The sequence below is a fragment of the Marinobacter sp. LM1 genome (assembly GCF_042763285.1).
GTDB lineage: Bacteria > Pseudomonadota > Gammaproteobacteria > Pseudomonadales > Oleiphilaceae > Marinobacter > Marinobacter nauticus.
Window position 1 is genome coordinate 2,398,795 of the sequence record NZ_CP114373.1, and the last position, 20,302, is coordinate 2,419,096.

Below are 20,302 nucleotides of genomic sequence, written 5' to 3' on the forward strand. Positions count from 1 at the left end.
CCTATTGGTCATGCAATGCTGCGTAAATGGTCTCTGCCAGTGTTTTGCTGATGCCCTGCACTTTGGCCATTTCATCAACACTGGCTTTTCTGAGTTCCTGGATGCCACCGAAATAGCGAATCAGTTCGCGCCGACGCTTGGGACCAACCCCTTCGATGCCTTCCAGTGTTGACTGGCGCCGCTTTTTATCTCGCCCGGCCCGGTGTCCGGATATGGCAAAGCGGTGGGATTCATCCCGAATATGCTGTATCAGGTGCAGCGCCGGAGAATCCGCCGGTACTCGGAATACGGCCCCTGTTAAGGCGTCAATCAGCTGCTCCATCCCTGCGCGCCGGGTCACACCCTTGGCGACACCAATCAGGGGGATATCGGAAATTCCAAGCTCTTCAAACACTTCACGAGCAATATTCAACTGGCCCTTACCACCGTCGATAAACACCAGATCTGGCCGCTTGCCCTCGCCGTTCACCATCCGCCGGTAACGCCGGGTGAGTACCTGTCGCATGGCGGCATAGTCATCGCCGGCGGTTATGTCCTGGATGTTATACAACCGGTAATCGCTTTTCAGTGGCCCATTCTCGTCGAAAACCACACAGGATGCGACGGTATTTTCCCCATGACTGTGGCTGATATCGAAGCATTCCATACGGGAAGGCGTTTCCGTCAGCTCCAGCAGGTCCCGCAGGGCCAGCAATCGGCGATACACGGTTTCTTTACTGGCGAGATGTGTCAGCAGGGTTTGCCGGGCGTTGGTCATCGCCAGCTCCAGCCAGCGCCGACGCTCGCCCCGCACATTGCCGCGGATGCGGGTTTCCCGGCGCGCCGCTTCCGACAGGGCCTGCGACAATAATTCCTGCCCGTCTACCGCCACCGGCACCAGGATGTCGCGCGGAATCTCCCGCCGGGTGTCGCCACCGAAATAGTACTGGCCCAGAAACGAGGCCAGCAATTCGCCTTCGGTCTGTTCCAGGGAATAGCGAGGAAAATAATCCTTGGTGCCCAGCACCCGCCCGCCACGAACAATAATCACAACGATGCAGACCACACCGGCATCCTGGGCAATGGCGATGACATCTGCATCCCCTCCCTCACCGTCTACGGATTGCTGTTCCTGAACATGGCGAAGATTGTTGATCTGATCTCTGTACGCCGCGGCTTTCTCAAACTCCAGCGCCCTTGATGCATCCTCCATGGATTGCATCAGGTCCTGAATAATCGCCGGGTTCTTGCCCTCCAGAAACATGCTGGCGTGCCGGATATCCTCCTGGTATTCCACAGGGCTGATAAAGCCGACGCACGGCGCCGTGCAGCGGTTGATCTGGTACTGCAGGCAGGGCCGGGTTCTGTTTCTAAAATAGCTTTCACTACAAGATCTTATGCGGAAAACCTTTTGTAGAATATTAAGACTTTCCTTGACCGCTCCCGAGCTTGGAAAGGGCCCGAACCAGGTGCCACCACCCTTTTTGGTGCGGCCCCGCCGAAAGGTCAGCGAGGGATAATCCGAATGCGAGGAGAGATAGATATAGGGATAGGACTTATCGTCCCTCAACAGAATATTGTAGGGCGGCCGCAGCGATTTGATCAGATTCTGTTCCAGCAGCAACGCTTCTGTTTCACTGCCGGTAATAGTGACTTCAATGGCCGCAATCTTGCCCACCAGGGCTTCGGTTTTAGGGGCCAGGCCTGATTTACGGAAATAACTGCTGACGCGCTTGCGAAGGTTGCGGGCTTTACCCACGTAGAGGATGCCACCGGTATCGTCATACATGCGATAGACACCGGGGCGTTCTGTCAGTTGTTTCAGGAAATTCTGGCTGTCGAACTTCCCGGGAGATTGCTCGGGATCAGACCTTGTCGGCATCCAGCAATCCAAGCCTTACTGCCATCAGTGCCAGTTCCACATCACTGGAAATCTCCAGCTTTTCGAAAATCCGGTAACGGTAACTGTTTACGGTTTTCGGGCTCAGGCACAGCTTGTCGGAGATATCCTGAACCTTCTGGCAATCCACCACCATCATGGCAATCTGCATTTCGCGCTCAGACAGGCGCTCGAACAACGACAGCTCGCCGTCTTCATCCCGCTCCCCCCCGAGCTGTTTCAGTGCCATTTTCTGGGCAATTTCGGGGCTGATGTAGCGCTGGCCGGAATGGGCTTTACGAATGGCCCGCACCATTTCCTGAATGTCAGCGCCTTTGGTGACATACGCGGTGGCGCCGCTCTGCATCACACGGGCCGGATAGGGGTCGTCAGCACAGGCGGTAACCACGATAACGCGAATGGAATCATCAATACGAAGAATGCGCCGGGTCGCCTCCAGGCCGCCAATACCGGGCATGCGAATATCCATCAGGACAATATCCGGACGGTTTTCACGCACACAGTCAATCGCCTCTTCGCCAGACGAAGCCTGGCCAATGACGTCTATATCGGGATTGTCAGCCAGCATGCGAGTGATACCCGAGCGTACGAGCTCGTGGTCATCAACAACCAATACCCTGATCAAAACTCACCTCGCCGTCAGGTATGAGGAAACAGGCCGATTGTAACGGTTAGCAGCGTCAGCCGGTAGGCGGCATGAAAAAAACTGCCAAAATGGGCACCTTGATCACAGACTATTGCCGGAAGGGGAGCCCAGGCCGGCAGTGTTCTCAACCGGATCGAACCAGACCACCAGTTCTCCCATGCGCACCGCTTCAAGTACGCGCTCCCGCTCTGCCAGAGGACTTTCGGTGTCATTCAGCCCGTGATAACGGGTGCAGTATTCCTCGGCCAGGCCCTCGAGCTGATCAGCCGTAAGCAAACCCGTGTCTACTACAAATTTTTCTTCTCGCGGGTCCGGATCGGAAGGCTGCACTGCATCGTTACTCATAGAACCTCCAGTCAGTCGCTGTATGTTACGGTTTTATGAGCCAGACAAGAACCCCCGCAGATGAAGACACATCATCACGTTTCTGGAGAGCGGGTGCGGAAACGGGCAATGAGCTGCTTCATGCCCACCGATTCCTGCCTAAGCGCTTCACTGACAAGGCGGGTATCCTCCACATTCAGAGTCAGGGTCTCAGCACTCTCACCGAGAGCCTCCGCACGACGCCCCACCCTAGCGATTTCACCCCGCTGCAAGGCAACCGCACCCTGCACACTCTCACTCTGACGCTGCAGCTCATGGAACTGAGCCGCCAGGCCTTCCAGGTGCGCTCTCAGGGCATGCAGATTAGAGCGATTCATTTCGCCAGCGCCCGCCATATCTTCCAACAGTGAGTCTGCGTTGTTTGCACCCACGACAAGATCCTGCACCCACTGGCGAATATTGGCGGTGGATTCCGAGGTCCGACGTGAAAGCGTGCGCACCTCGTCTGCCACCACGGCAAATCCCCGGCCGTGTTCGCCCGCCCTGGCAGCTTCAATCGCCGCATTGAGGGCCAGAAGGTTGGTCTGCTCGGCAATATCGGCGATCACGCCGGTGACTTGCTCGATTTTTCCGGTTGCGTCTATCAACGCAGTGATCGACTCAGAAACCCGTCCAATCACCTCAACCGTGTGGTCAGCGCCTTTCTCACTGTTAGCCAGCCCCTCACGGACTTCGCTGTTGGCATTGACAGCATGCATCACCGTTGCTGCAGAGTGCTCGGTGGCCTGTTCGATCTGGGACGCCTGATCCGCGATGGAAGCCATAGACTGAGCCACATCGGAAATCTGACGGCGAGTGCTTTCGGCGGTTTGCTGCAGTGCTTCCGCTCCGTTATCCAGGCTGGCAGAGCGTGCATCAAGGCCTGAAGCCGCTGACCGAACATCCTCAACAAAGACCTCAAAGCGCCGGACCAGTTGTTCAATAGCTCCGGCCACGCCGGCAACCTCGTCACGACCTTTTACCGCCAGGATCTTGGTCAGATCAGCGTTCTGCTCCATGGCCGACACATCCTGGGCCATGGCCTGCAAGCGAAGGATCACCGAAGTCCGTAGCCAGAGCGTCATCGCCACGACCAACGCAAGAAAGACCAGGGCGCCACCAAGCAGGAACCTCTGCTGGTCTGCCAGATAATGCAACAGTTCTGATGCGCTCGCAGTAACGCCATCGCGGCTGGCTCTCTGGCGCTCGCTTATCGCCGCCAGCATGGGCTCCAACGCCTGGAACAGTTGAAAATCGACGATTTTTCCCACTTCATAGTAGCTACGTTGGCCTATTCCCTGTTTCATGTCCGCCATCAGCGCCACGACCCGGTCATATTGCTCGCGATTGTCCCGTGACCAGGTGCCTAACCCGGGATTCTGCTGAATCCTCTGCCAGTGCCGGGGAATTGAGCGCTCCAACTCGGTGAACAAAGGATCGATTTCGTCCCACAGTAAAAGCTGTGCCTTGATCTTGTAAGCCAGATCCTGCAACAGTCGATGGTCCTGCTCCAGATCAACCAGCATCCAGGATTGCTCGAGACTCTCTCCAACCAGTGCCTGAGAGGTATGCTCGGCTTTCGCTATGATCATCCAGGCAATGAACGTGAGGCCGGCAACAGCAGCCACCGACAGCAGCGCAAACGCCAGGATTCTGGCGCGAACAGTGGTCAGCATAAAAACTCCGATCAGGTGTACCCGGTCGGAGGGTATGCCCGTTTTATGACACTTTTATGTATTTGCTTGCGTCATTTTTTCGATACTACGTTTGGCGATCTTCAAAAATAACTGCTAAATCACTATCATCGCTCTTTTATTTCCGTTCGGATGCTAATGAATCACCACGCTTTCAAGCTAACCCTGCCGATTTTATTTGGCTACATCCCCCTTGGTATGGCCTTTGGTGTGTTGTTTACCACGCAACTGGATTATCCCTGGTGGATTGCTCCCTTGATGGGCCTTGTTATCTACGCCGGTGCCGGCCAGATTCTGGCGGTCAGCCTGCTGGCTGCCAATGCCGGACTGGTTGAGGTGGCCGTTGCCATGTTCGTACTGAACGCTCGACATCTCTTCTATGGATTGTCGCTGCTGGGGCAATTCCGTGGCGCCGGCTGGCGTAAGGCGTATCTGATTTTCGGTTTGACCGACGAAACCTATTCGCTGCTCACCAGCCGTCCCCGTTCGGCCAATCGCGAACAGGAACAGCATGTGGACTTCCGGATCACGGCCATGAACCAGGGCTACTGGATTGTCGGATGCACCTTGGGTGCGGTACTCGGCAAGACTGTCGCCTTCAACAGTACCGGCATTGAGTTTGCACTCGTGGCGCTGTTTATTGTGCTCACAATCGAACAATTGAAAGCATTGGGGGATTCGTTTCCGGTGTGGGCGGGGGCGGCGGCAGCTGCGCTTGCCATGATGCTGGTACCGGCAACCCATCAACTGATAGCAGGCATTGTACTGGTTACTGCAGTGCTTCTTCTGCACTACCGGAAGTATCGAACCGACACCATGGCAGGAGACGCAAATCGTGGATGAAAGTAGCTACCTGGCGGCGTTTATTGCCATCTCCGCCCTGGCCACATTTGCGACCCGAGTGGTGCCTTTCCTGTTCTTTGAAAAGCACACGGAACACCCTCTGATCAAACACATCGGGCGCTTCCTGCCCGCAGCCGTGATGGCATTACTGGCCACAGTATTTTTGCAGAGGTCTGCGGACTGGCAGGCACAGGCACCTGGCGCAGATGCGCTGATACCCGCATTACTGGTGGTTGCCGTTCACCTGTGGCGCAGAAACGCGCTGCTTTCGATCACCATTGGCACTGCAGCCTACATGGCTATTCAGCAGTCCGGCATTCTGTAAGACACCCTCGAATCAGGGGGTGCCCTCAACATTGGCCACCAGCCGGGAATCTTCCAGCGCGGCCGTGCGGTGCTTCACCACGCCCTTGTATTCCGGACTTTCAATCATCGCCAGAAAGGCGTTAATGGAGGGGTAGCGGACCAGCAGCACCTGATCCCAGGATTCATCCGGCGGCGCAATCAGCGAACCGACGGAACGGCCAGACCAGATCACCTCAGCACCAACTTCCGAGACACTGCGGGCAGCCTCTGTCATATAACGCTTGTAGGCATCCCTTCCCGAACAGTCTTCGCTGTCATCCTTGTATGCAGCCTTGTCCCTGAACCGAAGCAGATTTAGCATCACAACAGGCTGATCTTTGGGGATTTCATCAAGAATCTTCTGTAACTCTTCCTGAGATGGATTGACGGTCGCCATAGTTGTCCCTGTTCATTCGTTTGCAAGATGGTTCTTTGCTGCCATTCTTTTACTAGGACAGTAAACCAAAATCCCGAAGTGTGCATCTCCATCTTCGTCTTTCGGAGGGGTTCCCTTGCATTATTGACCTTGATCAAGCAAGAATTGCGCGCTTCCGCCAGGCTATATAGACATAACCATAAGTGCTAAACCGCGCTTTTCAGATCAAGAGAGGCAATCGACCGTGAGCAAACTCCCAGCGATATTGGTCGCACTCGGGCTGGCCACCACAGCAGGTTCTGCATCCGCTACGGTATCTGGTGACCCAGAAAACGGCAAGGGCGTCGCCAATCTCTGCGTGGCCTGCCACCAGGCCGATGGCAGCGGCAAACACATCGAGGGCGGAGAATCCTGGCCCCGGTTGGCTGGGCTGAATGCCAGCTATCTGGCCAAGCAGCTGCACGACATCAAAGATGGCTCCCGGGCCAGCCCCTCCATGATGCCTTTCGTGAACATGCTGGACGATCAGAAGATCGCTGACGTTGCGGCCTATTATAGCCAGCTTGAACCCACCAGTGGTGAGGGCGGCAACAATGCCGATGAAGCACTTCTGAAGCGGGGCGAACAACTGGCCGAGCGTGGCGACTGGTCCCAATACGTTGTTTCCTGCAAGAGCTGCCACGGCCCCGGCAACCAGGGTGCGGGCGACGTATTTCCCGGCATTGCCGGCCAACACGCCGGCTACATCGAGGCGCAGCTGAAGGCCTGGAAGGAAGGCACCCGCAAAAACGATCCCCAGGATCTGATGGGTTCCATCGCCCGCCGTATGAGCGATGCCGATATTCACGCGGTCGCCGTATGGCTTGCAAACCAGAACACCGCCAGCAACTGAGGGGACAAAGATCATGATGCGCACACTGCTAACCGTCGCCCTCTCCGGCTGCGTAATGCTTCCGATAACCGCTGCGGCCAATGACGACAGAACCCAGGCCTACATCGATCAGCTCACGGCCATGGGCTTTCCTGCCCCGAACGAAAACCAGCTGGTACACATTCCGCCGTCCATGGCGGACCTGGAAAAAGCCGACATCCATCCGGAACTGAAAAAGGTTATTCGAAGGGGCTACGACCTGTTCACCAATACCCAGCAACTACGTGGCAAGAACGTGTTCAACAATATGAACTGTTCCAGCTGCCATCTGGGTGAAGGCCGGATGCCTTTCAGCGCGCCTATCTGGCCTGCTGCCGTCACCCTGCCCGGCTATCGCGGCAAGAACGGCCATGTAAACAACCTGGAGGAACGGATTGCGGGCTGCTTCACCTATTCCATGAACGGCAAGCCGCTGGAATACGGCAGTGACGATATGCTGGCACTGTCTGCCTACCATCAGTGGTTGGCGACAGGTGTGGAGATGTACCCCAAACAGCCCATCTATGGCCGAGGCTTCCCGGCTCCGGAGCGGCCAGCCGAACTGAGCTACGTCAACGGTGAAAAGCTGTACCAGAAAAACTGCGCGGTTTGCCATGCCGAAGACGGGGTTGGTCTGCGTATCGACGGCCACACAGTATTCCCGGCCCCCTGGGGCGATATGTCCAACAACTGGGGGGCTGGTATTGTGCGCCTGCATACCGCAGCTGGCTTCATCAAGAACAACATGCCATTGGGACAGCCCAACTCCCTGACCGATCAGGAGGCCTGGGATATCGCCTTCTACATGGACAGCCAGGAGCGGCCACAAGATCCACGCTACACGGGCGACGTAAAGGAAACCGCTGAGAAATTCGGCCCCACCTTCCACAAACATTCCATGTATGGTCAGGTTCGGGAATCCGATGGCAAGTTACTAGGCGACCACGACAACACCGGAGACAAGCCTTTCCTGAAGCCAGACACCGTACGGTCGAGAACATTCGACTGACAGACGTTATAATGCGGTGCCACAGGCCTCCCTCGCGGAGGCCTTTTTACTTGCAATCAGCGCAAGGAGGAACACGATGACCATCAATCGATGGCACCTGCTGGTAAGCGGCAAAGTACAGGGCGTTTACTACAGGGCATCCACCGAACAGAAAGCCCGGGAACTTGGCCTCACAGGTTGGGTACGAAATTTACCCGACGGCAGGGTCGAAATCGTGGCAGAGGGCGAGCCACTCCAGCTCAAGGCACTGCATGAATGGTGTCACGAAGGCCCGGAACGCGCGGTGGTCGATGAGGTGGCGGCTCAGGAACTGCCAGCTACTCAGGAATTCACTGACTTCAGGACCATACATTGAGCAGTCTTCTTGATACCTTTCTGTATACGCTGGAGACCACGCTGCCGGTCTTTGCCATGGTCTTTATCGGCATCGGTCTTCGGCGCATTGGCTGGATTGACCAGGGCTTCATCGCCACCGCCTCTGCCCTGGTTTTCAAGGCCACACTCCCCACCCTGGTTTTCCTGAGCATTATCAGAGCCGACCTGGATACCACCCTCAGCATCAGCATGCTGATCTTTTACTTCCTGGCGACCCTGGCCAGTTTTGCCCTTGTCTGGTTCTGGGCAACAAAGCGGGTCCGGCAAGAGGATCGCGGGGTTTATGTCCAGGGCGCGTTTCGGGGCAATTGTGGCATCGTTGGTCTGGCGTTGGCCGCTAACCTCTATGGTGACTACGGGCTCTCGGCCGGGGGGCTTCTGTTGGGTCTGGTGATTGTGGTCTACAACTCGTTGTCGGTGATCGTGTTGCTGGCTTATCAGCCCGGAAAAACCATGAGCCTGAGCAACACCCTTCGAGACATTGCCCGCAACCCCCTGATTATCGGGGTGGTACTGGCCATCCCGTTCGCTGCCTTTGAAATCACGCTTCCAGGCTGGGTAATGACGAGCGGCGACTACTTTGCTTCGCTAACCCTGCCCCTCGCTCTGCTCTGTATCGGCGCGACAGTCTCGCTGAAATCCATCCGCAGTGACAGTGGCCCGGCCATGGGTTCATCCATCTGGAAGATGGTGTCTTTGCCGGCCCTGTGCACACTTGTAGCCTGGCTGGCCGGCTTTGAAGGGCGCGAACTCGGGCTCATGTTCCTGTTCTTCGCCAGCCCAACGGCAGCGGCCAGTTTCGTGATGGTGAAGGCTCTGGGCGGCAACGATCGCATGGCAGCAAACATTATCGCGTTGACGACCTTGCTGGCGAGTGTGACGGTAACTACCGGGGTGTTTGTGCTGCAGTCGATAGGAGTTGCGTAGAGAGAACCAATAAAAAACCCCAGCATTTCTGCTGGGGTTTTGTATTGGCGGAGAGGGAGGGATTCGAACCCTCGATACGCTATTAACGTATACACACTTTCCAGGCGTGCGCCTTCAGCCACTCGGCCACCTCTCCAATAAACTGTTTCAAATCAGCGATGTCGTCGCTCATTTGAGGGCGCAAACTTTAATGGTTTTGACGGCGTTTGGCAACTCCATGTTTTGAATTCATCAAAATTTTTTTCAGAAGAACCTTACGACGGCCTCGGGCATAACAAACCCGGGGTCCATGGCGTATCCTTTCAGGAAACCCGCTCAACACGTTCAGGAGAATGACCATGCTGATGAAAGCCGACCAATCCACCCTGTTGCTCATTGACGTCCAGGAACGGCTGATGCCCGCCATCAGCGAGGGCGATGCGGTTGCTGAGCGTTGCATAACGCTGGCAACCATTGCGGGACTGCTTGGCGTACCCGCGATTGCAACCGAGCAGATACCTGAAAAACTTGGACCGAATCTGGAAGGCGTTAAGGAGCTGTGCAACAAAACCCTGGCGAAAACCCATTTCGACGCCTGCCCGGACGGACTCATCGACGAATTGCCCGAAGGCCGGCAACACATTGTCATCGGGGGCTGCGAAACTCACGTATGTATGCTGCAGACCGCCCTGAGCCTTCTGGATGCAGGCTATAAGGTGTGGGTGGTGGCAGACGCCACCGGGTCCCGTAGCGAACTTGACCGGGACGTTGCCCTGGATCGACTGCACCAGAGCGGCGCCCGCATTGTTACCACGGAAATGGTGGCCTTCGAGTGGATGGTTCACTGCAAGCATCCACACTTCCGGGACATTCAGGCCCTGATAAAGTGAATGACAGAAGGTAGATACACTATGCTCAACATGGACTTTTCCCGGCGCGTTGTTATTCGCACCCACGAACATCACTGGGTGCCCAGCCCTGCCGCTGGCGTTGAGCGCAAACCACTGGCCCGAGAGGAAGCGGAACGGGGCCACGCCACCAGCGTTGTACGCTATAAGCCCGGTTCCTCCTTCTCTACCCACGAACACCCTCTGGGCGAAGAGATTCTGGTGCTTGAGGGCGTTTTTTCCGACGAGACCGGCCACTATCCGGCCGGCACCTACATCCGGAACCCTCCGGGCAGCAGTCACGCACCGTTCAGTGAAGAGGGTTGCACCCTGCTGGTCAAACTCCACCAGTTCGATCCGAGAGAAACCGCGACGGTCAGAATCGATACCAATTCCGGCCACTGGCTACCCGGCATTGGCGGCTTACAGGTTATGCCTTTGCACGAATTCGAACATGAACACGTTGCCTTGGTAAAGTGGCCGCCAAACGAAACGTTTCAGCCACATCGTCACTTTGGTGGAGAAGAGATCTTTGTGCTGTCGGGCGAATTCTGTGATGAGCACGGCCGGTATCCCGCAGGAAGCTGGATTCGCAGCCCGCATAAGAGCGAACATCATCCGTTTGTTGAACACGAGACGGTCATCTGGGTAAAAACCGGCCACTTACCGGTAAACCACTCCCCTGAAACGTAAAAAGGGCCCCAGATGGGGCCCAAGAGCGCGTGCAACGCTGCTTGCTAGCGATCATATTCAGGACACGTAACGCCCTTGCCACCCAGCGCCACCCAGCATTTCATCGCTGGCCCGCTCGTGGCCATTACCAGTGAGGTGTAATTCACCTACCGGCACCGCGAAGACGTGATAGGCCTCAGGGCCGAACGGGTCAAGCGCGGTATCAATGTACTGGAACCGATCGGGAACCGGCTCACCCGACATTGCCACCCGGAACTGCCGTTCCACCGTAGGCGTGGTTACATTCAAAGGCTGCTGTACCCAAAGGAAGACCGCTTTATGCGGCACCAGATACTCGCAGCGCACCACTTCATAACCCTCCCTCAAGGTCAGGGTGGTAGGCTCTTTACCAGGTTCGAGTCTGAACTTGTGAATCGTTTTCATAGCTGCGCTCCTCTGGATACTGCGGAATACGATTCCATAATGGAGCAGCGCAGGCTTCGATAAAATAAGCTTTATTAAGCATAAACCATCGTATTTTTCGATGCTTTAACAGCTTGAAACCTAGCGCTCAAAGAGCCCCTGACGAGCCTCGCAGATTGCCCTTACCCCCTCATGGGCCAGCTTTCGGCTTCGGGAGACCGCAAACAGCTGATCCGTCACCTCATCGAGCGAAGCAATCAGAGCCACCTGATACTGACGGCACACTTCATCCTGAATCATCGTAGGCGCCGCGAACACACCAAGTCCCTCCCGACCAAACACCTTGATAAGGGCGCTGTCATCGACTCGGGCAACCAGGTTCATTCGGACATTATTGAGATTGAACCAGTGCATCAGTTTCTCGAAATACGGCGCATCGGTAGCGTTCGCCAGTAACGGCTGGTGATTGAGCGAGTGAGGAAAGCCGGTCTTGAGTTGCTCCGCCAGTTCGGGTGCAGCAAACAGACTGATGGTAGACCGGGATAGCGGATGAACCGCGAAACGTTCAGGAGATTCTGCCTGGGGCATTCTATCGGTCAGTACCACGTCGAGCTCCTTCCGCTTGAGGCTGAGAAGAAGATCTTCCGTCCGGCCGGTCCGGCATTCCAGTTGCACGGGCCGGTTCAGCTTCATCGCCGGGTGAAGGAGGTAATAGGCGATCAGTTTGTGGATAGACGCCGATATGCCCGCAGACAAGGAAAGCGGCCTGTGTTCAGGCCCCGCCCTCAGGGTTTCAGACAACTGACCGGTCAGCTCGAAGATCTCATCGGCATAACTGCGAACCATATGGCCGAGTTCTGTGAGCACCAGTTGCCGGCGCTCGCGGCTGAATAACCGGCCACCCACCGCGCCTTCAAAGGTCGCAAGCTGGCCACTGAGGGTCTGGGGTGCCAGGTCGAGTACCTCGCTGGCTCGGGCAATAGAGCCTTCGCGGCTAATAACCCAGAAATAATAGAGATGTCGGAGGTTCAGATTCTCCACATCGGTCCCCTACTCCGCATTGAACAGTTCCCGGCTATTTTTTGCGATAGATGATGCCAGGGTGACACTGGACCATTTCGTAGAGATTGGGAAGCCCGTTCAAAGACTCAGAAGCACCAAGAATCAGATAGCCTCCGGGGTTCAGAGCACCATGCAGCCGGGTAAGAATGTCCTTTTTCAGTTCCGCTGAGAAATAGATCAGCACATTCCGGCACATGATGATGTCGAACTTGCCAAGCATGTATCGATCCAGCAGGTTCAATTCCTTGAATTCCACCATGGACTTGATTTGCGGTCGAATCTGCCAACCACCGTTGGCCGAGGGGGTAAAAAAGTGCTTTTGACGCTCCGGCGACAGCCCGCGGCCGATGGCGATCATTTCATACTCGCCTCTGCGGGCAACCTCCAGCACGCTTTTGGAAATGTCCGTTGCCGTGATTTTTACATCCCGCAGCTTACCCGGCCGGGTGCGGCGGAATTCGTCAATTACCATGGCTACGGAGTATGGCTCCTGGCCAGTAGAACAGGCGGAAGACCAGATTCTTAACGGCTGGAGTGAACTGCGCTCGGCAAACTCTGGCAAGAGCTTTTCCTGCAGAATCCGGAACGGGTGGTTGTCCCTGAACCAAAGCGTCTCGTTGGTCGTCATCGCGTCGATGACCACCTCGCGCAAGCCTGCCCTTCCAGGCCTCTTTAATCGTTCTAGAAGCTCTCCAAGGGAATTCAGGCTGTTTTCTTCGAGAATGCGCCGAAGCCTGCTCTTTACAAGATACTGTTTGTTATCACCCAGCAGGATGCCGCACGCATCCTGCAGGAACTTTTTAAAGGCTTCGTATTCCTGGGGCGTTATGTCCGCTTTCATTGGATCTCTTCGTGGGTGAAACCATCAGCCGAGCATCAGTGCTGATCAATAATTTCCATTACTCGCTCGGCCAGCTCATCCGGGCTGAATTTCGCCATGAAATCGTCTGCGCCCACCTTCTGCACCATCGCCCGGTTGAAGACACCGCTCAGCGAGGTGTGCAGCATTACATACATATCTTTCAGAGCCGGATCTTCTTTGATTCTGGTAACCAGGGTGTAGCCGTCCATTTCCGGCATCTCAACGTCAGAGATAATCAGAGACAGATGATCATTTGCGCGCGATCCATCCTGAGTTATCTCTTTGAGATACTGCAGTGCTTGCTTGCCATCGTTTTTGGTAACCACTTCCATTCCTATAGCGGTCAGGCAACGCTCGATCTGCCGACGAGCCACCGAAGAGTCATCCACCACCAGCACAGGCAGGTGGCCCGGCACACGTTCGGCACTCCTGGCAACCAACTCCTCCGTAACATCTTCCCTGAGCGGAGAAACTTCTGCAAGAATCTTTTCTACATCTATGATTTCTACCAGCTTATCATCAATCTTCGTCACCGCAGTCAGGTAAACATCCTTTCCCGCACCCTTGGGTGGCGGAAGAATATCCTCCCAATTCATATTCATGATTCTCTCGACACCAGCCACGAGAAAACCCTGCGTTTTACGATTGTATTCCGTAATGATCACAAAGCTTGTAGCTAACTGCTCCTGCGGTATGCCCGCGAGCCCTATCGCCATGCTCAGATCAATAATGGGAATGGTCTCCCCCCGAACATGAGAAACGCCTCTCACCACCGTTTTACTGTTGGGAATCGAGGATAACTTGGGACATTGCAGCACCTCTTTAATCTTGAAGACGTTGATACCGTATAGCTGCTGCCCCCGGAGCCGAAAAAGTAATAATTCCAGCCTGTTCTTACCGACCAGTTGCGTTCGCTGATTAACGCTGTCGAGTACCCCTGTCATGATGCTTTACTCCTGGCGCGCCTTTACCGGCATCAATATTGCTTTGACCTTTGTAAGGTGTTTTCAGGCCTGTCCAAGACAAATCTTTGACGCCTGCAACCTGTTAACGGTTAACGGCCCGAAAACCCGAATCCTTAGCGGATTTCGACAATACACACAGGTAAACACAGCATAGGACAAACCGGTGCGTATGCGAATCATCTTTTTGGCTGCATTGTGTCTATCACTGAGCCCAATCACTCTGTCTTCAGAGAGAACCAGTGCTGAAGCCATCCGTGACGCTGCCCAGACGTTCCTGGCAGAGTGGTCCAGAACCCTTGCTGCCGAGGGCTACACGAGCCGCTACGAAGTTGGCGCTATCGACAGCCGCATCGCCCTTGCTGCCTGCAACCAGGGGCTGAACGCCGAGTTTGCGGGCGATCCGCTACAGACCACCAGCCCGTCGGTCCTGGTTTCCTGCAGTGGTGAGCGCCCCTGGAGAATGTACGTTACCACCAGCGTCGAGGTTCACGGCCCTGCCCTGATAGCAGCCCGTCCTCTGGCGCGCGGCGAACGCCTGACGCCGGACCTGGTCACCCTAAATTCGGTGCAGATCAATGCCAGTCGTCGCGGCGTACTCACCCGCAAAGAGTCCGTTTCAGGCATGATGATGCGCCGCCCGGTGAACGCCGGCACGGTAATGACCCCGGATCTCCTTGAAGCTCCCAACGCGATTGAGCGGGGTGACCATGTTATTATCACCGCGCGCTCAGGCTCATTTTCGGTATCATCTCGCGGTAAGGCACTGGCGAGCGCGGGCGTTGGAGAACAGGTACTGGTGGAAAATCTCCGCTCGTCCCGGACAGTCAAAGCTCGTGCCGTTGGCCCAGGGCGGGTCGAAATTCCGATGTAAGGCGGCAAACAGCAAGAGCGGCAAATGTTTTCCGTTTTGTAACTAAAGTATGGCGCGGATTTGCCGTTAAGCAGATATAAACCCGAATACGCCACTTTCTTGTGGCCCCAGGCAAGCAGGTATTGATATGTCAGTTGACTTAAATGGAATTGGCCCCGGCCAGGTCAACACCACGCGCACGACGGCCGACAAAGCCTCAGGCAATCAAACGTCACAGGCGCCCACAGGCGAGCAAGCCAAGGCCCAGAGCCCCGCTGCCCGTGGCGAAAACGTGAACCTGAGCAATCAGGCGAAAAACCTGAAGCAACTTGAGCAGAAGCTGGGGGACTACCCCGAAATGGACGATGATCGCATCGAACAGATTCGTTCTGCTCTTGAGAACGGCACCTACAAGGTAGATGCCCAGAAACTGGCCCAGAAAATGCTTGAGATGGATAAAAGCATTTTCGGGTGAGTAAAGCATGACTGCACATGAACAGTTGAAAGCGATTCTTCAGGAAGATATCCGCCAGCTTGAGTTGCTGGCGGAAGTACTCCACCAGGAAAAATCCGTGCTCTCCTCTGCGGATATCCAACCCCTCCAGGAAATGACCAGCCGGAAAAACCAGATTCTTGAGGGCATACGCGAACGCGCCAAAAAGAAGATTCACCTGCTGGTGAATATGGGCTACAAGCCCAATGCCGGAGAGCCATCACGCTTCATTCGCTCCGCTGGTATGGATGAGCTGCACCAACTCTGGAAAGAAGCCGACACCCGTTTGCGCGAATGCCAGGCCGTGAATCAGAACAACGGCCGAATTCTTGGCCACCTGCAAAAGCGCCTGTCACGCCTTACCGACATCTTCCGAGGTGCTTCCGCCCAGCAGAAGCTCTATGGTGCCAAAGGCCAGCAGACCAACGTCTCAAGCACCAATATTCTGGCCAGCGCCTGATACACCCATCGCTCACAGACAACGAAATGCCCGGAGATCTTCCGGGCATTTTTCGTTTCAGGGCAAGGTTTTCAACGCGTATAGATGGTCATCTGGGAATCCGGGTGAAAGCGGATATCGCGAATGCTGACATTGCCCATGGGTGGAGTCTGGCCGCCCATCACGCGAATATTATCCATCCGGATTTCCTCGATACGCTCGGGAAATGCCAGCCTCAGGCCTCCGTCTTCCTGTAGCGAGTAGCGAGGCTCTGAGTCTCGGTAATGCACACCCGTAATTGTAAGGTCTGAATCCAGAAAACTGAGCACCGGCACGAATACATTTGCCGCCAGCCTGATCCCTTCCACCACGTCGACATCGGGAGATTCTCCTGAGAGATCGTCCCGGGCGCTGGCGGGCATGGAAGACACGGCCTCCAGGCGCTCCATCAGGCCAATACCGCTTTGTGCAGACACCCCTGACATTTCCTCTTCCGAGAGGGGTGTGAGTCCGCTCCGCTCGTAGAGTTCGCCCGCTCCGGCGCCTATCTGCGCTGCATTGGTGTTGCTGGACGCCAGTGACACCAGGGGCTGAAATGGCAAGGTGACCATGGTAACCAGCGCTGCTGCATTGCGGTAACGCGACTGATGCTTGAGTACGCGGTGGAGTTCCCTCTCTGAGATCCAGCCGGCAGCAATTAACACCTCACCAAGGCGCTGCCCGGTTTCCCTCTGCGCACGAAGCCCTTCTTCCAGCTGACCTTCAGACAGGTAGCCACGATTGATCAGCAACCGGCCAAGCCGGGATTTCTCTTCAAAACCCTGACGGATTCTCACCAGATTCCTCCTGCAGTATCAGTGATCACCGTACAACCCGGCCCGGTATTCAACAGTCAAGTGAAGCGTAGCCCACAACCTCTGAGCGTGCTGTTCTGATTTGCCCTTAATGACGTAATGATCTGTTAAGATCTGCACAAACTACGTAATAACCGGATTATCTCAGTATTCTGGTCACCACCTGTAACAGAGAGCTGCCTTGAAATGACAAATCCCGTAAAACTCGTCCCGATTGTGATGTCTGTCCTGTTTGCCTTCGTTGCCACTCTGCTGACCACCTCACCAGCCATGGCCCAGAACGAGGAACCGGCACTTCCTGAGGTCCGTTTTGTCACGACGGAGGGCCCTTTTGTGCTTCAGCTTCGGCCCGATGTTGCGCCCAAAACCGTGGAAAACTTTCTGGCTTACGTAAACAGCGGTTTTTACGATGGCACCATCTTTCACCGAGTGATTCCCGGCTTCATGGTCCAGGGCGGAGGATTCGATGAGAATCTTGGACGCAAAAAAACCAGAACCCCGATTGTGAATGAAGCCACCAGCACCCTGCCCAACCTTCGCGGCACCATCGCCATGGCCCGAACCAATGCACCGGATTCTGCCACCAGCCAGTTTTTCATCAATGTGGCCAATAATGATTTCCTGAACGCCGGAGTTCGGGGCCCGGGCTATGCGGTTTTCGGCAAGGTGACCGATGGCATGGGTGTGATTGATCGTATCGCAGGGGTCCAGACCGGCTACCAGCGCGGAATGGCCGATGTTCCCGTGAGCCCGGTCATCATCGAGTCCGCCGAAGAAATCACAAAAGACAACTGAGCCCCATGATCAACGACCTTCGTCCGCCGGCAATGGAACCGGCGGAGCTGATATGGCGAGACGGAGTGCCTGAATCAACGCGCTTTGGCGACGTTTACTTCAGCAGAGATGACGGTCTGGCCGAAACCCGTTACGTGTTCATCGAAAGAAATGGACTACCCGGGCGCTTCGCGAAACTCGACAGGAACAGCCACTTTGTGATCGCCGAGACAGGTTTCGGAACCGGGCTCAACTTCCTGGCGACCTGGGCCGAGTGGCTGGCTCAACGACCTGACGATAAAGGCCACGCAATTCTTCACTTCATCTCGGTGGAACGTTACCCCCTGTCTCTGGCCGATCTGGAAAAGGCCCTGGAGAGCTGGCCGGGGCTGCAGCCCCTTGCACGGGAGCTGATTGAGAACTACCCACCTCTGATCAAAGGAACGCACCGCCTGGTACTTGGCGGCGGCGCTATCAGGCTTACCCTCTGTTTTGGCGATGTACTGGACGCCTGGAACGAACTGGAATTCGTGGCCGACGCCTGGTTCCTTGACGGATTTGCGCCGTCGCTGAACCCGGACATGTGGCTTGAAAAAGCCATTCATCAGATCCGGGCTCACAGCCAACCAGGCACCACCCTGGCCACCTTCACCTCGGTCGGCAGGGTTCGTCGTGCGCTGGCAGATGAAGGCTTTGAGATGGCGAAAGTTCCCGGCTTCGGGCGCAAGCGGGAAATGCTGACCGGCAGACTGCCAACGTCGGAAGAGGTCTCTGCCCCCACTGTCGGAACTGACCCCATCGTCATCATTGGCGCCGGGATAGCCGGTACCGCTCTGGCCCGCAACCTGGCGGAACGGGGCGTTCCGGTGGTGCTTGCCGACCAGGCCAGCGGCCCCGGAGCTGGAGCTTCCGGTAATGACCAGGGGGCCCTGTACGTAAAACTCGGTGTCGAGTACAACGACCAGACAGAACTCGCAGCCACCGCGCTTTGCTTCAGTCAGCGCTTCTACCAACGCTGGCAGGGCGAGTTCTGGCACCCAAGCGGGTTGCTGCAGCTCGCAGCCACAGACCAGGAGCAGGATCGCCAAAAGCGGTTTCTGGAACGCAGCAGCTACCCCGAAAACCTGCTGGGTGCCGTATCACCCGCAGAAGCTAGTCGTATTGCCGGCATACCGCTCCAGTGCGAAGGGCTATGGTTTCCGGGTTCCGGGTGGCTACAACCGGCCCGAGCGTGCAAAACGCTGATTGAGCACCCACTCATCCGCACGATTTTCGGGTTCAAGGTCGATACGCTGAGGTGGGCAGACAACCACTGGGCCATTCAGGCCAGAGGCGGAAGATCTCTCAGAGCCGCAAAGGTTGTGGTTGCTGCCGGCCATGAAAGCACTGCCCTCGCTCCAGTACCTGAGGGCCAGTCGCTGCGCCTCAAGCGCATTCGCGGACAGGTCACGCGCATACCCGCAGACGACTGCCAACTTCCAGACGTGGTCATTTGTGGCACCAAATACCTGAACCCCGCCTATGACGGCAGTGCCATAACCGGCGCCACATTTGATTTGCGCGACGATAACCCCGAACCAACGCCCAAGGGACATCAGGAAAACCTGGACCAACTTCGGGAACTGCTGCCCTCCGTAAACATCTCAGAACACATACAGGCAGAACATCTTCAGGGGCGCGTGGGATTTCGCTGTACCACACACGACTATCAGCCGGTGGCTGGTCCGTGCCCCGGTAACGATGAGACAGCCGGGCCCGGCGTGTATCTGCTCACCGGTTTTGGCAGCAAAGGCCTGGTATGGGCTCCCCTGCTGGCGGAATATCTGGCCGACCGGATCTGCCAGCAACCGGCCTGCCTGAATACCCGGCTCGCCCGTCGTGTGGAAACGGGACGCCTTTACCGGAACCAACTAACCGTATAGTAATAAACTCGAGCTATAGCGAACGGTCCGGCGGCCGATAAACCTTCATAAGGTGGCAGTAGAGGGGGAAATCCCCGGAGAGGTGGAACCATGTCCATTTTCGTCAGTGAACCCGGACGTCCGATCGGAACCCGGTTACCCGAAGCGTTCCGAAGTCGCCGGGTGGGCGATGTCACCGAGCTGTCGGAGTCTGCGTCCATTTCTGCCGAACACAGCGAGGCTACCGACGCCGAGTTCCAGCAGGCGATGCACAGCGGCGGTGGTGGTAGCAGCTTCCGCGCACTTCAGGAGTATGGTGCCGCTGCTGCGGGCGAACGTCGGGAGGAAAGGGTTTACCTGCCAGTCGCCGACATCAGCTCGCCAGCACAGTTTTCGGTTCCTGCTTCTGCCACCGTCGCAGAGGCGCTGGAGACCATGGAAGAACACGGCGTTCACCATCTGGTCGTGCTCTCGGATAACAATGTCGCAGGCCTGATCGACCTGCGCTGGCTTCTTTCGTGGATTCACGAGAACAGTTCGGAAGCTTTGAACCAAAGCCTGATTCACATCGAACTACCGGCTTTTCTGACTGCATCTCCCGAAACCGATGCCCATCAACTGGCACGCCTGATGCTCGCTCACCGGCTGAATGCGGCCCTGGTCATCAATGCTGCCGGACAACCCGCCGGCGTGGTCACCAGCACCGACTACCTGAAGCTCTATGCCAATGCGGGCCGACAGGAAGGGGCGGTCTGACCCCACCCCGGACCTGCA

At 56.2% G+C, this 20,302-nt stretch carries 24 protein-coding genes and 1 tRNA gene; 14 read left to right on the top strand and 11 right to left on the bottom strand.

What is annotated here, in order from left to right; translation table 11 throughout:
• Position 1: 1 nt before the first annotated feature.
• From uvrC to OZ656_RS11275, 4 genes are all read right to left on the bottom strand, one after another.
• Entirely contained in the window at positions 2-1,861 is a 1,860-nt protein-coding gene (uvrC, locus tag OZ656_RS11260) for an excinuclease ABC subunit UvrC (RefSeq protein WP_379944488.1), read from the bottom strand.
• Entirely contained in the window at positions 1,845-2,504 is a 660-nt protein-coding gene (gene uvrY / locus OZ656_RS11265; RefSeq protein ID WP_011784699.1) for a UvrY/SirA/GacA family response regulator transcription factor, read from the bottom strand. Before uvrY ends, uvrC begins: the two co-directional genes overlap by 17 nt.
• Before the next feature lie 102 nt (positions 2,505-2,606).
• Positions 2,607-2,870, bottom strand: a complete 264-nt coding sequence (locus OZ656_RS11270; RefSeq protein WP_379944489.1) for a hypothetical protein — start codon at positions 2,868-2,870, stop codon at positions 2,607-2,609.
• Positions 2,871-2,944: 74 nt separating this feature from the next.
• Positions 2,945-4,564, bottom strand: coding sequence for a methyl-accepting chemotaxis protein (locus tag OZ656_RS11275; protein ID WP_379944490.1), 1,620 nt, complete (start codon positions 4,562-4,564; stop codon positions 2,945-2,947).
• A gap of 156 nt (positions 4,565-4,720) precedes the next feature.
• Between OZ656_RS11275 and OZ656_RS11280 the strand changes: the two genes are divergently transcribed.
• Positions 4,721-5,425, top strand: coding sequence for an AzlC family ABC transporter permease (locus tag OZ656_RS11280; RefSeq protein WP_041656245.1), 705 nt, complete (start codon positions 4,721-4,723; stop codon positions 5,423-5,425).
• Complete coding sequence (locus OZ656_RS11285; protein ID WP_011784695.1) at positions 5,418-5,750, top strand: branched-chain amino acid transporter permease; 333 nt, start codon at positions 5,418-5,420, stop codon at positions 5,748-5,750. The genes OZ656_RS11280 and OZ656_RS11285 overlap by 8 nt, the downstream gene beginning before the upstream one ends.
• A gap of 12 nt (positions 5,751-5,762) precedes the next feature.
• Here the strand turns inward: OZ656_RS11285 and OZ656_RS11290 are convergent, their stop codons facing one another.
• Positions 5,763-6,167, bottom strand: coding sequence for a DUF1330 domain-containing protein (locus OZ656_RS11290; RefSeq protein ID WP_011784694.1), 405 nt, complete (start codon positions 6,165-6,167; stop codon positions 5,763-5,765).
• A 223-nt stretch (positions 6,168-6,390) separates the two neighbouring features.
• On the opposite strand from OZ656_RS11290, the gene OZ656_RS11295 reads away from it, so the two are divergent.
• From OZ656_RS11295 to OZ656_RS11310, 4 genes are all read left to right on the top strand, one after another.
• Positions 6,391-7,038, top strand: a complete 648-nt coding sequence (locus OZ656_RS11295; RefSeq protein ID WP_011784693.1) for a cytochrome c — start codon at positions 6,391-6,393, stop codon at positions 7,036-7,038.
• A gap of 13 nt (positions 7,039-7,051) precedes the next feature.
• A complete protein-coding gene (locus tag OZ656_RS11300; RefSeq protein WP_011784692.1) occupies positions 7,052-8,065 on the top strand; it encodes a c-type cytochrome in 1,014 nt (337 codons plus the stop codon).
• A 76-nt stretch (positions 8,066-8,141) separates the two neighbouring features.
• Positions 8,142-8,420, top strand: coding sequence for an acylphosphatase (locus OZ656_RS11305; RefSeq protein WP_222448158.1), 279 nt, complete (start codon positions 8,142-8,144; stop codon positions 8,418-8,420).
• Between the two features lie 56 nt (positions 8,421-8,476).
• Positions 8,477-9,367, top strand: a complete 891-nt coding sequence (locus OZ656_RS11310; protein WP_049756924.1) for an AEC family transporter — start codon at positions 8,477-8,479, stop codon at positions 9,365-9,367.
• 45 nt (positions 9,368-9,412) lie between these two features.
• Here the strand turns inward: OZ656_RS11310 and OZ656_RS11315 are convergent.
• Positions 9,413-9,503 (bottom strand) — tRNA-Ser (locus tag OZ656_RS11315).
• A 202-nt stretch (positions 9,504-9,705) separates the two neighbouring features.
• Here OZ656_RS11315 and OZ656_RS11320 point away from each other — a divergent pair.
• Entirely contained in the window at positions 9,706-10,236 is a 531-nt protein-coding gene (locus OZ656_RS11320; RefSeq protein ID WP_011784689.1) for an isochorismatase family protein, read from the top strand.
• Positions 10,237-10,257: 21 nt separating this feature from the next.
• Positions 10,258-10,926, top strand: a complete 669-nt coding sequence (locus OZ656_RS11325) for a cupin domain-containing protein (protein WP_379945212.1) — start codon at positions 10,258-10,260, stop codon at positions 10,924-10,926.
• 57 nt (positions 10,927-10,983) lie between these two features.
• On the opposite strand, the gene OZ656_RS11330 is transcribed toward OZ656_RS11325, so the two are convergent.
• From OZ656_RS11330 to OZ656_RS11345, 4 genes are all read right to left on the bottom strand, one after another.
• Positions 10,984-11,349, bottom strand: a complete 366-nt coding sequence (locus tag OZ656_RS11330) for a hypothetical protein (protein WP_379944491.1) — start codon at positions 11,347-11,349, stop codon at positions 10,984-10,986.
• Positions 11,350-11,469: 120 nt separating this feature from the next.
• Positions 11,470-12,369 carry a LysR family transcriptional regulator gene (locus tag OZ656_RS11335; protein ID WP_379944493.1) on the bottom strand — a complete coding sequence of 300 codons (900 nt, stop codon included), beginning with the start codon at positions 12,367-12,369 and terminating at the stop codon, positions 11,470-11,472.
• Between the two features lie 34 nt (positions 12,370-12,403).
• Positions 12,404-13,231: a protein-glutamate O-methyltransferase CheR gene (locus OZ656_RS11340; protein ID WP_023008233.1), complete on the bottom strand. Its 828-nt coding sequence runs from the start codon at positions 13,229-13,231 to the stop codon at positions 12,404-12,406.
• Positions 13,232-13,266: 35 nt separating this feature from the next.
• Complete coding sequence (locus OZ656_RS11345) at positions 13,267-14,196, bottom strand: chemotaxis protein CheV (protein WP_121206373.1); 930 nt, start codon at positions 14,194-14,196, stop codon at positions 13,267-13,269.
• Between the two features lie 184 nt (positions 14,197-14,380).
• Here OZ656_RS11345 and flgA point away from each other — a divergent pair, with 184 nt between their 5' ends.
• The 3 genes from flgA to OZ656_RS11360 all read left to right on the top strand — a co-directional run bounded on the left by flgA (position 14,381) and on the right by OZ656_RS11360 (position 16,020).
• Complete coding sequence (gene flgA / locus OZ656_RS11350) at positions 14,381-15,088, top strand: flagellar basal body P-ring formation chaperone FlgA (RefSeq protein WP_183577961.1); 708 nt, start codon at positions 14,381-14,383, stop codon at positions 15,086-15,088.
• 127 nt (positions 15,089-15,215) lie between these two features.
• Positions 15,216-15,542: a flagellar biosynthesis anti-sigma factor FlgM gene (flgM, locus tag OZ656_RS11355; protein WP_011784682.1), complete on the top strand. Its 327-nt coding sequence runs from the start codon at positions 15,216-15,218 to the stop codon at positions 15,540-15,542.
• Between the two features lie 7 nt (positions 15,543-15,549).
• Positions 15,550-16,020: a flagella synthesis protein FlgN gene (locus OZ656_RS11360; protein WP_121206371.1), complete on the top strand. Its 471-nt coding sequence runs from the start codon at positions 15,550-15,552 to the stop codon at positions 16,018-16,020.
• A 71-nt stretch (positions 16,021-16,091) separates the two neighbouring features.
• Here the strand turns inward: OZ656_RS11360 and OZ656_RS11365 are convergent, their stop codons facing one another.
• Positions 16,092-16,835, bottom strand: a complete 744-nt coding sequence (locus tag OZ656_RS11365; RefSeq protein WP_014421704.1) for a hypothetical protein — start codon at positions 16,833-16,835, stop codon at positions 16,092-16,094.
• Positions 16,836-17,039: 204 nt separating this feature from the next.
• On the opposite strand from OZ656_RS11365, the gene OZ656_RS11370 reads away from it, so the two are divergent.
• The 3 genes from OZ656_RS11370 to OZ656_RS11380 all read left to right on the top strand — a co-directional run bounded on the left by OZ656_RS11370 (position 17,040) and on the right by OZ656_RS11380 (position 20,284).
• Positions 17,040-17,648: a peptidylprolyl isomerase gene (locus tag OZ656_RS11370; protein ID WP_023008230.1), complete on the top strand. Its 609-nt coding sequence runs from the start codon at positions 17,040-17,042 to the stop codon at positions 17,646-17,648.
• Positions 17,649-17,653: 5 nt separating this feature from the next.
• On the top strand, positions 17,654-19,549 hold the full coding sequence (mnmC, locus tag OZ656_RS11375; protein WP_379944494.1) for a bifunctional tRNA (5-methylaminomethyl-2-thiouridine)(34)-methyltransferase MnmD/FAD-dependent 5-carboxymethylaminomethyl-2-thiouridine(34) oxidoreductase MnmC: 1,896 nt from the start codon (positions 17,654-17,656) through the stop codon (positions 19,547-19,549).
• 90 nt (positions 19,550-19,639) lie between these two features.
• Positions 19,640-20,284, top strand: a complete 645-nt coding sequence (locus tag OZ656_RS11380; RefSeq protein WP_379944495.1) for a CBS domain-containing protein — start codon at positions 19,640-19,642, stop codon at positions 20,282-20,284.
• Positions 20,285-20,302 lie beyond the last annotated feature (18 nt).